Origin of the sequence: Klebsiella sp. DY2415 (genome assembly GCF_026314315.1) — a bacterium.
GTDB lineage: Bacteria > Pseudomonadota > Gammaproteobacteria > Enterobacterales > Enterobacteriaceae > Klebsiella > Klebsiella ornithinolytica.
The window spans coordinates 5,458,049-5,473,404 of record NZ_CP111115.1 but is presented as its reverse complement, the minus strand read 5'-3'; the positions used below and the strand labels follow the sequence as shown (position 1 = coordinate 5,473,404).

Genomic DNA, 15,356 nt, shown 5'->3' with positions numbered 1-15,356 from the left:
ACGAATTTCCATTATAATGAACGCATCAATATCGATTTTCAAGACGAACGAATCGTTCGATATAAAAAACGCGGAGCCGTGTATGACACAGCCAATTAGCCTGATTGCCAAAAGCCTGGTACGTGAACGTGCACGTACCGGACTGTCGTTGGCGGAAGTGGCGCGCCGGGCAGGCATTGCCAAATCAACGTTATCGCAGCTGGAATCGGGCAACGGTAATCCGAGCCTGGAGACCTTGTGGGCCCTCTGCGTCGCGCTCGATATTCCTTTTGCGCAACTGCTGGAGCCGCAGGCGCAAAAGACACAGGTTTTGCGTCGCGGAGAAGGAACCAAAGTGGTGGCCGAACAGGCTCATTACCAGGCCATTTTACTGGCGACCTGTCCGCCGGGCGCCCGTCGCGATATCTATTTATTACTGACGCAGCCAGGTGCCGATCGGATTTCTCACCCCCATCCGCCGGGTTCGGTTGAGCATATTATTATCACCCAGGGGCGCGCGCGGGTCGGGTTGACCGAAGCGCCGGAAGAGCTCGGTGAGGGGGATTACATCTGCTATCCGGCGGATCAGGAACATGTTTTCCAGGCGCTGGAACCGGATACCCAGGCGATACTGGTTGCTGAACAAAACTAACGGGATGGCGAGAACACCGGCGCTGCGGCTGTTGCTGGACGCCATCTCCGTATTGCGGGAAACTAGCCGCATTCTCCGCGAAGACAGGGATACATATGTCGCTGAAAGCTATTGCTAAAGAACTTGGGATCTCGGTCACCACCGTCAGCCGGGCATTAAACGGCTATGACGACGTGTCGCAGGAGACGCGAGCCCGCGTCGAGGCGGAAGCAAAACGCCGCGGCTATCGGCCCAATACTTTTGCCAGGCGCCTTAAAATGGGCAAAATCGATGCCGTGGGTCTGGTGTTCCCCGTCCGTCCGGCTCCGCTGAATAACACGGTGTTTCTCGAGATGGTCGGGGAGATTAGCCATGAGCTGGCGCGTTATGAAATTGATTTGCTGCTGATCGCGGATGATGAACAGGCGGATAAACATGGCTATATGCGCATGGTGCAAAGCCGGCGAGTCGATGCGCTGATCGTGGCGCATACGCTGGATGACGATCCGCGTCTGACGCAGTTGCTCTCCTCGGGATTCCCCTTTCTCGCGCTTGGCCGCAGCCGCCTGCCGCAGCCCTACGCCTGGTTTGATTTCGATAATTATGCCGGGACATATCGCGCGACTCGCCACTTAATCAGCCAGGGGCATCTGCGCATCGCCCTGCTGGGGGAAAACAACAGCCAGGCGTTTATCACTCAGCGGCGTAACGGCTACCTGGACGCCTTGCGCGAAGCCGGTCTGTCCGATAGCTGGCTGCGTAGCGTGTCGCCCACCCGCCGCGGCGGATACCAGGCTACGCTGGAGCTTTTGCGCCTGCCGGAGCCGCCGACGGCGATCGTCACTGACTGCAATACCCACGGCGACGGCGCGGCGATGGCGCTTTCGCAGCTGGGTCGCCTGACCGGCGATAGCCGCGTGTCATTAGTGGTTTATGACGGATTGCCGCAGGACAGCATTATCGATACTCAGGTCGCGGCGGTGATTCAGTCCACCCGTCAGGGCGTCGGCCGGCAGATTGCAGAGATGGTCCGGCGGCTGATCGCCGGTGACGACCTCTCCTCTTTACAGGTGCTCTGGCAACCTGAATTCATCCCTGGCGAAACCGCCTGATCATCTCTCCACAACGTTAATTTCTGCACTCGATCACGGATCCGAAACGTTTTGGTTGTTACCCGAAACGTTTCGGATCAACAGTAAGGCATTCCTTGTTGTGGAGATGTCTGATGTCTGATTCGATTTTACGTCTGCAAAGCGCCACGGTTGATGTGGTGATCAAAACCCAGCCGTTCGCCGAAATAATCTACTGGGGGCCGCATTTAGCTCACTTTTCGCCGCAGGATGCTGACACGCTTGCTCGCCCGATCGCCAACGGGCGCCTTGATGTTGACTCGCCGGTCACCTTGATGGCCGAACTGGGCCACGGGTTGTTCGGCGCGCCGGGGATTGAGGGGCATCGTCAGGGCCTGGATGGTTCGCCGGTCTTTGTCACTACCGGGGCTTTGCAGGAGGGGCAGCGCTTAACGCTGACCAGCGAAGACAAGCAGGCCGGTCTGCGTCTGGAAAGCGACATTGAGCTCGATAGCAGCGGCGTTCTGCGCGTCCGACACGGCGTAACCAATCTTCGCCCGCAGCCCTGGCAGGTCGATCGCCTGGCCGTAACGCTACCGGTTGCCGAGCGTGCCCGCGAAGTTATGGCGTTCCACGGCCGCTGGATTCGCGAATTTCAGCCGCATCGTCTGACTCTCGAACACGATAGTTTTGTGCTGGAAAATCGCCGTGGACGCACCTCCCATGAACATTTCCCGGCGCTGATTACCGGTAGCCCGGCGTTTTGCGAAATGGAGGGAGAGGTCTGGGGCGTGCACCTGGGCTGGAGCGGCAACCACCGTCTGCGCGCGGAGGTGAAAACCGACGGCCGCCGCTACCTACAGGCGGAAGCCTTGTATCTGCCGGGCGAAATGGCGCTCGCGGAAGGGGAAACGTTGTGGACACCCAGCCTCTATGCTAGCTATTCCGCTCAGGGGCTGAACGGCATGAGTCAGCAGTTCCACCGCTATCTGCGTGAGCAGATCATTCGCTTTCCGGGCAATAAACCGCGACCGGTGCATCTCAATACCTGGGAAGGGATTTACTTCGACCATGACCCGCAATACATCATGCGCATGGCGGATGAGGCGGCAGCGCTGGGCGTCGAGCGATTTATCATAGACGACGGCTGGTTTAAAGGGCGCAACGACGACTGGGCGGCGCTCGGCGACTGGTATCTCGATGAGCAGAAATACCCCAATGGCCTGACGCCGGTGATTGACCATGTGAAGTCGCTGGGCATGGAGTTTGGCATCTGGGTTGAACCGGAAATGATTAACCCGAACTCCGATTTATACCGCGCGCATCCTGACTGGGTGCTGGCGCTGCCGGGCTATAAGTCGCCGACCGGACGTCATCAGTATGTTCTGAACCTGAATATCCCTCAGGCGTTCGACTATCTGCTGGAGCGGATGAGCTGGCTGCTGGGCGAGCATGCGGTTGATTATGTGAAGTGGGATATGAACCGCGAGCTGGTGCAGCCGGCGCATAACGGCAAAGCGGCGGCCGACGCGCAAACCCGTCAGTTTTATCGCCTGCTGGATACCTTAGTGGCCCGCTTCCCGCAGATCGAGTTTGAATCCTGTTCTTCCGGCGGCGGACGCATTGATTACGAGGTGCTTAAACGCAGCCACCGCTTCTGGGCTTCAGACAATAACGATGCGCTGGAGCGTAATACCATCCAGCGCGGCATGAGTTATTTCTTCCCGCCGGAAGTGATGGGGGCGCATATCGGCAACCGTCACTGTCACGCTACCTTCCGTCAGCACAGTATCGCTTTTCGCGGCCTGACCGCGCTGTTTGGTCATATGGGGCTGGAGCTGGATCCGGTGAGCGCCGATGAACAGGAGCGTGCCGGCTATCGCAAGTATGCGGCGCTGCATAAGCAGTGGCGCGACGTGATTCATCATGGCGTGCAGTGGCGGCTGGATATGCCGGATACCACCACCCTCGCACACGGCGTGGTCAGTGAAGATAAGGGGCAGGCGCTGTTTCTGGTGAGCCAGCTGGCAATGCCCGATTACAGCCTGATGGCGCCGCTGCGCATTGCGGGTCTGGAGGCGGGGGCGCGGTATCACATTACGCTCCTTGATCACCCCAATATTCAGGTAACGGGGGAGGGCGGCCACACCATGCGCAAGCTGCCGGCGTGGATGACCTCACCGCAGACGGTAAGCGGCGAGTGGTTGCAACAGGCGGGACTGGCGCTGCCGATTCTCGACCCGGAAAGCGCCATTTTGATTGGTCTGCAACGCGTGTGATGGCAATGGGCCGCCCGGCGGCCCTTATTGAGGAATATAAAATGAACCCGACCGCCTGTACCCATAAAAACAACCCTAACTTCTGGATTTTCGGGCTGTTCTTTTTTCTCTACTTTTTCATCATGGCCACCTGTTTTCCGTTTCTGCCGATCTGGCTATCGGACGTTATCGGGCTGAACAAAACCGAGACCGGTATTGTGTTTTCCAGCCTGTCTCTGTTTGCGATTTGTTTTCAGCCGGTGCTGGGCGTTATTTCGGATAAGCTGGGGCTAAAGAAACATCTGATGTGGGTCGTCTCCGTCCTGCTGGTGCTGATTGCGCCATTCTTCCTCTACGTGTTTGCTCCGTTATTAAAAACCAATATCTGGATCGGCGCGTTAAGCGGCGGTGCCTACATCGGCTTTGTGTTTTCCGCGGGCGCCGGGGCGATGGAGGCGTACATCGAGCGCGTCAGCCGGAATAGCGGATTTGAGTACGGCAAAGCGCGTACCTTTGGTTGCCTGGGATGGGCGCTGTGCGCGACCACCGCAGGCATGTTGTTTAGCGTCAATCCGGAATGGGTTTTCTGGATGGGATCGGTCGCGGCCTTGCTGTTGCTGGTACTGGTTGCGATAGCTAAGCCGCAGGCCAGCCAGGCGACTCAGGTGCTGGGCTCCCTGGGGGCCAATCGTTCCGCCGTAGATTTGAAAACCGCGGTGCGCATGTTCCGCCAGCGCAAAATGTGGATGTTTATTTTGTATGTGGTTGGCGTGGCCTGCGTCTATGACGTGTTCGATCAGCAGTTTGCCACCTTCTTTAAATCCTTCTTTACCACCCCGGAAGCGGGGACCCGGGCGTTTGGTTTTGCCACCACTGCCGGGGAGATCTGCAATGCTATTATCATGTTCTGCTCGCCGTGGATTATTAACCGCATCGGCGCCAAAAATACCTTGTTGATTGCCGGGATGGTGATGGCGGCAAGGATGATCGGTTCATCGTTCGCCACGACGGCCGCTGAAGTCGTGGCGCTAAAAATGCTCCATGCGCTCGAGGTTCCGTTCCTGTTGGTGGGGGCATTTAAATACATCACCGGCGTCTTCGATACTCGCCTGTCGGCGACGATCTACCTGGTCGGTTTTCAGTTTGCCAAACAGGTGGCGGCGATTTTCCTCTCCGCGTTTGCCGGCAATATGTATGACCGGATTGGCTTCCAGGACACCTATATGATCCTCGGCGGTATCGCGCTGGTGGTGACGGTTATCTCGGCGTTCACTCTGTCAGGGAAAGCCGCCCTGGGCAGCGTTGAGGGCAAGGCGATGACGACCTGATCGTGCACCTGGCACCGTTCGGCGTGGCCGCGCGCCAGGCACGACGCCGCAGTGAACTGCGGCGTCGTTTTTTATACCCGCTTCCCGGGCGATTCAGGCGAGATAAAACACCTCTTTGAGCTCCGCACTCACCGGGCTGTTGTCCGGATTGGCAGGCATCACATCGCACATATGTTGCCACCAGCGCTGGCAGACATCGGTACTGGCGACCGCATTCCACCGCTCCTCAGATTCAATTTCCACCGTGGCGAACAGCAGATGGCGATCCTTATCGAGATAAATCGCGTAGCGATGCGCGCCGTGCGCTTTGAGTACCGCTTCCAGCTCCGGCCAGATGGGATTATGGCGGCGCTGGTACTCCTCATGCGCGTCGGGATTGACCTGCATGACAAAGGCTTTGCGGATCATAAGGCCTCCAGATAAAGCTCACGGACCTCATCGCGGCTGGCGCTGCGCGGGTTGCATGGTGCGCAGGGGTCAGCCAGCGCCTTATCCAGCCAGCCTTCGATATCGGCTTTGGTGACGCCAAGCTGGCTGAAACCTTGCGGGATACCGACCCGTTTGCTCAGCGCGCGAATCGCGTTGATGGCTTCTGTACTGGCGGCTTCCTCGCTCAGACCGTGGGTGTCCACGCCCATGGCCTGCGCCACGCGGGCAAAGCGAGCGATAGCGTTCGGACGGTTAAAGTTTTCGATGATCGGCAGCAGGATAGCGTTGCATACGCCATGCGGCAGATTGTGGGTGGCGCCAGGCTGATGCGCCAGCGCATGGACCAATCCCAGTCCGGCGCTGTTAAATGCCATGCCCGCCAGATACTGGCCAAATGCCATTTGCTCGCGCGCCTCGAGGTTATGCCCGTCCTCAACGGCTTTCGGTAGCCACCGGGATATCAGGCGAATGGCCTCCAGCGCGTTGGCATCGGTAAGCGGATGGGCGCCGACGGAAACAAACGCTTCGATGGCGTGGGTCAGGGCATCCATCCCGGTTGCGGCGGTGATGGACGGCGGAATATCCAGCATTACGCTGGCATCATCCACCGCAATATCCGGGATGATATTCGGATCGATAATCACCTCTTTGACCTGACGCCCGGCGTCGATAATCACCGCGTTGCTGGTCATCTCTGCCGCCGTACCGGCCGTCGTGTTGATCGCCACCAGCGGTACGCCGGCATTCTTCACCTTGCCGACGCCGGAGTAAGCGGTGGAGGGCGCCGGGTTAGCGGTGAGGATTTTTACCGCTTTGGCGGTATCGATTGGGCTGCCGCCGCCAAAGGCGATGAGGTAATCGCACCCGGCCTCCCGATACGCCGCATAGCCTTGTTGCACCAGCGCCTCGGTGGGATTGGGAAAGACTTCGTCAAACAGATGATAAGGCAGCTGCTGCTCATCCAGGGCGGCGAACAGGCTGTCCAGCAGCCCGAGCTTTACCAGCTGGCCGTCGGTGACGATCAGCGCTTTGCCCCACTGTTTATCTGCTACCAGCTTGACCATATCACCGATAGCGCCCGCGCCGTGGAGGCTGATTTTGGGAAGTGCCAACATAAAACTCATCATAATTCTCCTTAATTACCGTGATTTTTATGCCCGGCGGCGCTGCGCTCGTAGCCACAGCGCCGTCCGACATTAGATCCGTCTTCGCTGCATCACTCGCCGCGTAATAATGGGCAGCGAGATCACCACAATCAGCATCGCGCCGATGATGATTGACATAACAATGCCCGGCACGTTGAGCAGGCTCAGGCCAAACGTCACCAGCCCCATCAGAAAGGCGGCGATAATCACCCCCACCATGCTGCCGGAACCCCCGAGAATATTGATGCCGCCGAGTACCGCCATCGTCACGACTGCCAGCTCCCAGCCCATCGCCAGGGTCGGGCGGGTGCTGCCAAGCCGGGAGGTCAACAGCACGGCGGCCAGCCCGGACATCAGCCCGACCAGCGCAAACAGCACCAGGTTGTGGCGCTTAACGTTGATACCGGAAAACCAGGCGCCGGTCGGGTTATTGCCAATAGCGTAGGTGCGGCGGCCAAAGTTGGTTTTGTGCAGCAGGAAAGCGAAGGCGATTGCGAGAAGAATAAACAGCGCGAACTCGAAGGAGAGCGCACCCCACACATAGCCCTGGCCGAACCAGGCGAAGCTGTCCGGATAGTGGTTCAGCGCTTTGTCACCCAGCAGAATGTAGGTCATACCGCGATACAGACTCATGGTGCCGATGGTAATGACGATCGACGACAGATTCAGACGCGTGACCAGCAGGCCGTTAAACAGACCACACAGCAGACCCACTCCCAGCCCGACGGCCACCAGCAGCGGCGTATCCATCCCCGCCGCCGCGCAGAAGCCCATCACCGTTGAGCTCAGCGCCATGGTGGAGGCGACCGAGAGGTCGATTTCCCGGGCGATAATCAACATCGCCATCGGCAGGACCACAATCGCCTTCTCGGTAAAGTTGAAGGTGGCGTCCGACAAATTCCAGATATTGAGGAAGTAGGGCGAGGCCAGCGCGCAGACCACGAAGACCACCAGCGTGACCGCCAGTAAAAATCCTTCCCAGCATAGCAGGCGGTGCAGCGGTGACGGCGCAGGTGCGATGTTGATCGTCTCTTCCGGGGTCATTATTTTACTCATGATTTCACCGTCTGTTTTTGCGCGGCAGCCACCGCACTGCGCAGAATTAACCGCCCGTGTCGTTTGTTGCCGCGCTCATTGAGTACCACCGCGATAACGATGACCGCGCCGGAGATCGCCATTTGCCAGAACGGTGAGATACCCATCACCGGCAGCGCATTATTGATGATGCCGAGAAACAGCGCGCCGCAAAGACAGCCGATGACGCGCCCGGTTCCCCCCATCGTACTGATGCCGCCAATCACGCAGGCGGCCACGACCTGTAATTCAAAACCGTTGGCAACATCAACGTAGGCGACGGCAAAGCGCGAGATCCACAGGTAGCCGCAAAAGCCCGCCAGCGCGCCGGAGAGGCAGAAGCTGATGAACTGCATTTTCCCCGCATTAATCCCGGTGTAATACGCCGCGGTAGCGTTGCCGCCCGCGGTGTACAGCGCCCGGCCGGTACGGCTGTAACGCAGAAAGTAGCCCACCAGCAACAGCGCGGCGATGGCGCACCAGCTCAGCAGCGGTAGCCCAAGCAGCGAGGCGCGCGGCAGGCCGAGAAAATCGGCGCTCATCTGGTGCGAGTTGACCCAGCCGCCGTCGGAAAGCAGGAAAATAATGCCGCGGTAGATGCTCATGGTACCGAGGGTGACCACAATGGCCGGGATGCCGAGCCGCCACACCAGCAGGCCGTTGATCATCCCCATCAGCAGGCCCAGCAGGGTCGCCAGAACCAACAGCGTCCAAACCGGTACTTCGGGATAGTGGGCGTTGAGCAGCGCGACAATCATCCCGGTTAGCGCCAGATTGGCGGCCATCGACAGATCGATACCTTTGGTCAGCAGCACCATCATCTGACCGAGGGCAAGGATGATCAGAATAGCGGTGTCGTTAAACATCTCCACCAGATTACCGGGCGTGATAAATGACGGTGCCCGGCTGCCGATCGCGCCGATCATCATAATGATGATGACAGCCAGCAGCGTTTCACGGTGTTTAAGCAGTTGTCGCCCCATTATGCTGCCTCCCGACCGAGGCCGCTGGCGGCGCTGACGATGGTTTCTGCCGTTGCCTCCCCCGCGCGATATTCGGCCACCATCAGCCCTTCATGCATCACGATGATGCGGTCTGCCATCCCCATGACTTCCGGCAGCTCGGATGACACCATGATCACCGCCAGCCCCTGTCCCACCAGTTCGGACATAAACTGATGCACCGCCGCTTTTGAACCGATGTCGATCCCCTTGGTTGGCTCATCGAGGATGATCACCTCCGGGTGTGTGGCCAGCCATTTGCCGATCACCACTTTCTGCTGATTGCCGCCGGAGAGGGTTTCTACCGTCTGCTGCCAGTTAAACGCTTTGACCTGCAGACGTGAGGCATATTCATTCGCCAGCTGCCATTCGCGGGTGGCGTTCAATACGCCATTGGGATTGAGTTGACTGAGCTGCGGCAGGCTAATGTTCTGGGCGATTGGCAGGGCAATAATCGCCCCCTGCTTCTGCCGCTCTTCCGGCACGCAGACAATTCCCGCCCGGATGGCGTCCGCCGGCTGGCGGAAGTGCATGGTTTTACCGTTCAGCACGATCTCCCCGCTCGCGGGACGAGATACCCCGGAGAGCGCCTGCATCAGCTCGGTTCGCCCGGCGCCGACCAGGCCGTAGAAGCCCAGAATTTCACCTTTACGCAGCGAAAAATGGATATTGGCAAACTCAGTGGGATGGCAGAGGTTTTTCACCTCCAGGACCGTTGCGCCCGGCGTGCACTCGACTTTCGGGTAGGTCTGGGTGATGGCGCGACCGACCATCATCGCCACCATCCGTTCTTCGGTGATGTCATTAATGGCGCCGGCGCTGACGAAGACGCCGTCGCGCAGAATGGTGTAGTAATCGGCCAGTTCGAAAATTTCGTCAAACTTATGCGAGATAAACAAAATCGCTTTCCCGTCTTGCTTCAGGCGTTCAACGATTTGATAGAACTCCAGAATCTCATGCTGCGAGAGGGCGGCGGTGGGCTCATCGAGAATCACCACCTGGGCGTCGAAGGAGAGCGCTCTGGCAATCGCCACCATATGCCGCTGGGCGATGCTGAGGGTTTTCAGCGTCGCGCGTGGGTCAATCTGCACCTCAAGGCGGGTGAGGATTTCGCTGGCTTTGCGGTGCATGGCGGGCCAGTCGAGTTTCTTCAGCAGGCCGGTATACAGATACTGGCCGACGAAAATATTTTCGGTGACCGACAGCTCGTCGAACAGCACGGTTTCCTGATGAATGGCGGTGATCCCCACCTTATGCGCCGACTCGGGGTTCGGCAGCTGGATAGGGATTGCTTTATAGAGGATCTCGCCCTCTTCGGGCTGATAAATACCGGTCATTACTTTGACCAGCGTGGATTTGCCGGCGCCGTTTTCGCCGATTAAGGCGGTCACTTTGCCGGGCCAGAGATCGAGCTGTACGTTCTCAAGGGCATGCACACCGGGGAAAACCTTGGTGATACCCTTAAGCGACAGCAGAGGAGTGGATGCCGTCATGATAATTCTCCAGTTTTTCCCCTCCCGGTATCGGTGAGGGGAACGGGGTCAAAAGATTTTTGAGAATTTATCGATGTTGCTGGCATCGTAAACGAACGGCTGCGCCATCGCGCCGTTGCCGTTGGCATCCAGCTGGACTTTACCCAGCTTGCCCATACTGGCTTCGGTTTTACTCGCCGTCCCTTTTACCAGATCGTCGGCCAGATAAGTGGCGGCGTAGCCCAGATCAATAGGGTTCCAGATAGCGAAGCTTTTGCTGGCGCCGGATTTAATCGCCCCGGCCATTTCAGACGGCAGCCCGAGCCCGGTCACGTAGACCTTGCCAATCTTGCCCTGATCCTTGACCGCCTGCGCGGCGGCGACGATCCCGACCGAAGAAGGCGAGACGATCACTTTCAGCTCGGGATATGACTTCAGCAGGCCCACCGCTTCGCGGTAGCTCTTATCCGACAGATCGTCGCCGTAGGCCACGGTGACCAGATTGACGGAAGGGTACTTCGGCAGCACCTTTTTCATCTCCTCGATCCAGATATTCTGGTTGGTCGAGGTCGGGGTGGCGCTTAACACGGCCACATCGCCTTTATCGACATTCAGCGCTTTTAATGCCTCGGCGGCGAGCCGGACGTTGGTTTCGCCAATCAGGGCATTATTGGAGGGGTTGAGATGGATTTGCCGACCCGCTGGCGCCACGCCGGAATCCCAGGAGACCACTTTGATACCGCGCTGCATGGCTTTTTTCAGCACCGGGACGACGGCATCAGGATCGTTGGCGGAGATGGCGATCGCATCCACGCCCTGGGCGATCAATCCGTTAAGGACTTCGATCTGCGCTTCTGCCGTGGTGGTGGTCGGGCCGGTATAAATGACTTTAACATCGCCTAACTCTTTGGCCGCTTGCTGGGCGCCGACGTTCGCAGCTTCGAAGAACCCATTTCCCAACGATTTTGCCACGAGGGCGATTTTCACTTCCGCTGAAGCAGAACCGGACAACGCCATAATGGCAACGGTGAGGATCAAGCTTGTCTTTGTTTTCATTGCTTTTACTCCACATGATTGAGTTAGATTCCCGTTGTCATTCACATTACAGATGCGTTGGCTTGTATGACCCGTCCATCCGTGGACTCCGCCCCCTTCCTGCAGTGCGACATACTCGGGGAATGATTTGCAGGTGACAGAGTTCGCCCCGTCTCGGTGAGCGGGGCGCGATGTTGTTATTGATACAGGTCTAACGCGGACTGCATGGGCTGCACCGCAAAGCGTTTGCCCAGGGCGATGAGCTCTTCGCGGGTGATGGTCTGTTTCATGCCCCCCATCGAATAGACTTTCACCAGCACTTCGGCCGACTTCTCGGCGGTATCGATGAGACCGAAGGTTTCGTCCAGCGTCGGGCCGCTGCCGAAGACGCCGTGGAACGGCCACAGCACCAGCGAATGTTTGCGCATTTCCAGCGCGGTGGCCTGGCCAATTTCATCGGTGCCCGGCACCATCCACGGCAGAATGCCGACCCCGTCCGGGAAGACCACCAGACATTCGGTGCTGCCTTCCCACAGTTTGCGGGTGAACAGATCGCTGTTGTTCTCCAGTACATAGGTCAGGGCAATCAGGTTGGTGGCGTGGCAGTGCATGATCACGCGGTCTTTGCCGTTGGTTAGCCTGATGCGCTCGCTGTGGGAGAGAAAATGCGCCGGTAATTCAGAGGTCGGCACCGCATCGTCCGTCAGTCCCCATAGCACGTGGTATCCCGCCCCATCGCTGTCTACCTTCACCACGCCGAGATTGGCCGCAGGATCGAGCTGGACGTTGCGGAAAAATTTGCCGGAACCGGTGACGATAAATGGCTGGTTCGCCAGCGTGGGCATCGGCTGACTGAGGGCGATGTAGCGCGGCTTAGCGTAAAAATCGGCCGCGAACGGTTCGATATCCGCGTCGTCGAGGCGCAGCGTCAGGTTACCGCCGTTACGCTCGTCCCAGCCCTTCAGCCAGGCATCGGAAGTGGCTTTAATCATGCCCTGAACGAACCAGGCGTTGATGATGTTCTGCATAGTCTTGTATTCCTGTTGCTGCGATGCGGGGGGAGCCCCGCACCATAAAGAAGATTGACCCTACGGGCTGCGGTTGTGGCATCAGCCGCCGTCCGGCAATGATGATTAGCCGCGTTGGCTTAGTACCGCTTTTTCATAAGCGCGTACGCTATCCAGCCACTGGCTGCCCGCCGGGGTATCGTGGCGCTGGCAATACATCTCCCAGGCGGCCTGCCATGGCAGGCATTTCTGCTCTTCCAGCAGGGCCAGACGGGCGGTGTAGTCACCGTCAGCTTCCAGCTGGCGCAGCTGTTCCGTCGGTTCCAGCAGGGCGCGCAGCAGCGCTTTCTTCATGTTGCGGGTACCAATCACCCACGCCGCGATGCGGTTAATCGAGGCGTCGAAGAAATCGAGACCGATGTGCATGCGGTCGAACAGGTTGTGGCGGATGATTTCGCTGGCGATAGCCTGGGTTTCGTCATCCAGCAGCACGACGTGGTCGCTGTCCCAGCGCACCGGGCGGCTGACGTGCAGCAGCAGTCGCGGGATGTACAGCATGGCGGCGGAAATTTTGTCGGAGATGACTTCCGTCGGGTGGAAGTGGCCGGCATCGAGGCACAGCGCGGTCTGGCGGCTGGTGGCGTATCCCATATAGAACTCGTTGGAGCCGACGGTATAGCTTTCTGCGCCGATACCGAACAGTTTGCTCTCTACGGCATCGATGTGATGCGCCGGGTCGAGTTTTTCGCTGATGACCTCATCCAGCGCATTGAGCAGACGCTGGCGCGGGGCAAAACGGTCAACGGTAATATCTTTCATGCCGTCCGGGATCCAGATATTCATCACCGACGGGGTGCCCAGCTGCTCGCCGAACCAGGCAGAGATACGGCGGCTGGCTTTGCAGTGATCGATCCAGAACTGGCGGATTTCGTCGTTGGCGTGCGACAGGGTAAAGCCATCGGCGCTCAGCGGGTGGGAGAAACAGGAGGGGTTAAAATCCAGCCCCAGCTTATTGGTTTTGGCCCACTCAACCCAGTTGCGGAAGTGTTGTGGCTTGATTTCATTGCGCGCCACCGGCGTATCTGATTCCAGATAGAGCGCGTGCAGATTCAGGCGTTTCGGCCCCGGAATCAGGCTCAGCGCCTGCTCAAGGTCGGCGCGCAGCTCGCCGGCGTTACGAGCTTTGCCCGGATAGTTCCCCGTGGCCTGAATCCCGCCCGTTAAGTTCCCTTCCGGGTTTTCGAAGCCGGCGACGTCATCGCCCTGCCAGCAGTGCATCGAAACGGGTAGTCGGTCCAGTTGACGCAGGGCCTCCTCGACATCCACGCCAACGGCAGCGTAGCGCTGTTTAGCAATATCCCAGGCTTGTTCAAGTTGAGTGGTCATGCGCAAAGCTCCTTAGTCTGTTGTGGCTGAAACTGCGCCACGAAACGGGCAATTTCATGTTCAGGATTGGGGGTAAACGTGGTAAGCGCGGCGTTGCGACATACCACCTGACGGAAATCGTCGACGTTATTCAGTTCGTCCAGGGTCATCAGCTGGATGCCGATATTGCCCAGCGTGGAGGCCTCTACGGGCCCAGCGACCACCGTGATACCGCAGGCGTCGGCACACAGCTGATTGAGCAGCTCGTTCTGGCAGCCGCCGCCGACAATATGCAGCTGGCTGAACGGCTGGCCGCGGAGTTGGGCCAGTTCACGAAGTACGCGGGCATAGAGCAGGGCCAGACTGTCGAAAATACAGCGCGCCAGTTCGGCGTCATCGCCGGGAACCGGCTGCCCGGACTCGCGACAGGCGGACTGAATTTCGGCGCTCATATTGGCCGGATTGATAAAACGATCGTCGTTGCAGTCAATGACGAAACGGCAGGCCGGAAGACGAGCGGTACGGGCGATGAGCGCCGACAGGTCACTGATGTTTTGTTCTTTCAGCACCCGCTGCAGCAGCCACAGTCCCATGATATTTTTCAGCACCCGGTAGCGCCCTTCGGCGCCACCTTCATTGGTGATATTCGCCTGCAGCGCGTCGCTATCGGTGTAGGGGGTTTTGCTTTCAAAGCCCATCAGCGACCAGGTGCCGGAAGAGAGATACGCGGCGTTTTTGCTGGCCAGCGGCGAGGCGATGACCGCGCTGGCGGTATCGTGACTGGCGACGGCCACCACCGGAATGGCGTTGCCCTGCGGGCATAACCAGTGACCGATTACGTTACCGGGATGCGTTGGCGTGCCGAACCATTCGCGCGGCGCTCCGCTCCAGTTCAACAGCTCTTCATCCCAGCTATCGCTGTTTATATTGATCAACTGGGTGGTGGTGGCGTTGGTGTATTCCCAGTTCAGATGGCCGGTGAGGCGAAAGCTGAAGTAGTCAGGGATCAGCAGCGCATGTGAAACCTGGCTGACCAGTTCCGGCTGCTGCTCAACCAGCGCGCGGAGCTGATATAGGGTATTGAAGGGCATAAACTGAATGCCGCTACGGCGGTAGATCTCGGCGCGGCCTATTTGCTCTTCGGCATGGTGCATCAGGCCCTGGGTTCGTGGGTCACGATAGGAGACCGGCAGACCCACGCGTTCGCCGTGCTTATCCAGCAGGACATAATCCACGCCCCAGGTATCAATACCGATACTGTCGATGAGGATACCCTGCTCGCAGACCTTCACCAGCCCGCGGCGAATTTCGCCTTCCAGACGGTCGACATCCCAGCAGTCGTAGCCATCCACCTTTTGCAGGCTATTGGTAAAGCGGTGTATTTCGCGCAGCGTTAGCGTACGCGGCCCGCATTCATAGCTGGCAAGCATCACCCGCCCGCTGGAGGCGCCTAAATCAACGGCTACACAATGACGAAAGCTCATGGGGAGATCCTTGTAAAAATCATTGTCAGCAGTCTAAAAAAGTCGTGAATCGCGCACCTTCTTGCCACTGACAGGGAA

13 protein-coding genes are annotated in these 15,356 nt (G+C 58.5%); 4 read left to right on the top strand and 9 right to left on the bottom strand.

Translation table 11 applies throughout. The features are described 5' to 3' along the window. Positions 1-82: 82 nt before the first annotated feature. From OQV00_RS25880 to OQV00_RS25865, 4 genes are all read left to right on the top strand, one after another. Positions 83-631: a helix-turn-helix domain-containing protein gene (locus OQV00_RS25880; RefSeq protein ID WP_004869333.1), complete on the top strand. Its 549-nt coding sequence runs from the start codon at positions 83-85 to the stop codon at positions 629-631. A 95-nt stretch (positions 632-726) separates the two neighbouring features. Beyond that, positions 727-1,722, top strand: a complete 996-nt coding sequence (locus OQV00_RS25875) for a substrate-binding domain-containing protein (protein ID WP_004869336.1) — start codon at positions 727-729, stop codon at positions 1,720-1,722. Between the two features lie 113 nt (positions 1,723-1,835). Further along, positions 1,836-3,959, top strand: a complete 2,124-nt coding sequence (locus OQV00_RS25870) for an alpha-galactosidase (RefSeq protein WP_004869338.1) — start codon at positions 1,836-1,838, stop codon at positions 3,957-3,959. A gap of 41 nt (positions 3,960-4,000) precedes the next feature. Beyond that, positions 4,001-5,266, top strand: coding sequence for an MFS transporter (locus OQV00_RS25865; protein ID WP_032718515.1), 1,266 nt, complete (start codon positions 4,001-4,003; stop codon positions 5,264-5,266). 93 nt (positions 5,267-5,359) lie between these two features. On the opposite strand, the gene rhaM is transcribed toward OQV00_RS25865, so the two are convergent. The 9 genes from rhaM to rhaB form a co-directional block, all read right to left on the bottom strand. Beyond that, positions 5,360-5,674: an L-rhamnose mutarotase gene (rhaM, locus tag OQV00_RS25860; protein WP_004869340.1), complete on the bottom strand. Its 315-nt coding sequence runs from the start codon at positions 5,672-5,674 to the stop codon at positions 5,360-5,362. Beyond that, positions 5,671-6,819, bottom strand: coding sequence for a lactaldehyde reductase (gene fucO / locus OQV00_RS25855; protein ID WP_004869342.1), 1,149 nt, complete (start codon positions 6,817-6,819; stop codon positions 5,671-5,673). Before fucO ends, rhaM begins: the two co-directional genes overlap by 4 nt. 72 nt (positions 6,820-6,891) lie before the next feature. Then, positions 6,892-7,896 carry an ABC transporter permease gene (locus OQV00_RS25850; protein ID WP_032718499.1) on the bottom strand — a complete coding sequence of 335 codons (1,005 nt, stop codon included), beginning with the start codon at positions 7,894-7,896 and terminating at the stop codon, positions 6,892-6,894. Continuing rightward, on the bottom strand, positions 7,893-8,900 hold the full coding sequence (locus tag OQV00_RS25845) for an ABC transporter permease (RefSeq protein WP_178392330.1): 1,008 nt from the start codon (positions 8,898-8,900) through the stop codon (positions 7,893-7,895). The genes OQV00_RS25850 and OQV00_RS25845 overlap by 4 nt, the downstream gene beginning before the upstream one ends. Beyond that, positions 8,897-10,408 carry a sugar ABC transporter ATP-binding protein gene (locus tag OQV00_RS25840; RefSeq protein WP_004869347.1) on the bottom strand — a complete coding sequence of 504 codons (1,512 nt, stop codon included), beginning with the start codon at positions 10,406-10,408 and terminating at the stop codon, positions 8,897-8,899. Before OQV00_RS25840 ends, OQV00_RS25845 begins: the two co-directional genes overlap by 4 nt. Positions 10,409-10,456: 48 nt before the next feature. Next, complete coding sequence (gene rhaS, locus OQV00_RS25835; RefSeq protein WP_004869349.1) at positions 10,457-11,443, bottom strand: rhamnose ABC transporter substrate-binding protein; 987 nt, start codon at positions 11,441-11,443, stop codon at positions 10,457-10,459. A gap of 176 nt (positions 11,444-11,619) precedes the next feature. Next, a complete protein-coding gene (gene rhaD / locus OQV00_RS25830; protein ID WP_015585433.1) occupies positions 11,620-12,450 on the bottom strand; it encodes a rhamnulose-1-phosphate aldolase in 831 nt (276 codons plus the stop codon). 105 nt (positions 12,451-12,555) lie between these two features. Then, the gene (rhaA, locus tag OQV00_RS25825; RefSeq protein ID WP_266279626.1) at positions 12,556-13,815 is read right to left on the bottom strand and encodes an L-rhamnose isomerase; all 1,260 of its coding nucleotides are present in this window, start codon (positions 13,813-13,815) and stop codon (positions 12,556-12,558) included. Next, on the bottom strand, positions 13,812-15,278 hold the full coding sequence (rhaB, locus tag OQV00_RS25820; protein WP_104897303.1) for a rhamnulokinase: 1,467 nt from the start codon (positions 15,276-15,278) through the stop codon (positions 13,812-13,814). The genes rhaA and rhaB overlap by 4 nt, the downstream gene beginning before the upstream one ends. Positions 15,279-15,356: the final 78 nt, after the last annotated feature.

Coding starts and splice junctions, on each gene's coding strand:
- rhaD (WP_015585433.1), bottom strand. CDS start 12,450: ATGCAGAACATCATCAACGCCTGGTTCGTTCAGGGCATGATTAAAGCC.
- rhaA (WP_266279626.1), bottom strand. CDS start 13,815: ATGACCACTCAACTTGAACAAGCCTGGGATATTGCTAAACAGCGCTAC.
- rhaM (WP_004869340.1), bottom strand. CDS start 5,674: ATGATCCGCAAAGCCTTTGTCATGCAGGTCAATCCCGACGCGCATGAG.
- OQV00_RS25865 (WP_032718515.1), top strand. CDS start 4,001: ATGAACCCGACCGCCTGTACCCATAAAAACAACCCTAACTTCTGGATT.
- OQV00_RS25880 (WP_004869333.1), top strand. CDS start 83: ATGACACAGCCAATTAGCCTGATTGCCAAAAGCCTGGTACGTGAACGT.
- rhaS (WP_004869349.1), bottom strand. CDS start 11,443: ATGAAAACAAAGACAAGCTTGATCCTCACCGTTGCCATTATGGCGTTG.
- OQV00_RS25870 (WP_004869338.1), top strand. CDS start 1,836: ATGTCTGATTCGATTTTACGTCTGCAAAGCGCCACGGTTGATGTGGTG.
- OQV00_RS25850 (WP_032718499.1), bottom strand. CDS start 7,896: ATGAGTAAAATAATGACCCCGGAAGAGACGATCAACATCGCACCTGCG.
- rhaB (WP_104897303.1), bottom strand. CDS start 15,278: ATGAGCTTTCGTCATTGTGTAGCCGTTGATTTAGGCGCCTCCAGCGGG.
- fucO (WP_004869342.1), bottom strand. CDS start 6,819: ATGAGTTTTATGTTGGCACTTCCCAAAATCAGCCTCCACGGCGCGGGC.
- OQV00_RS25875 (WP_004869336.1), top strand. CDS start 727: ATGTCGCTGAAAGCTATTGCTAAAGAACTTGGGATCTCGGTCACCACC.
- OQV00_RS25840 (WP_004869347.1), bottom strand. CDS start 10,408: ATGACGGCATCCACTCCTCTGCTGTCGCTTAAGGGTATCACCAAGGTT.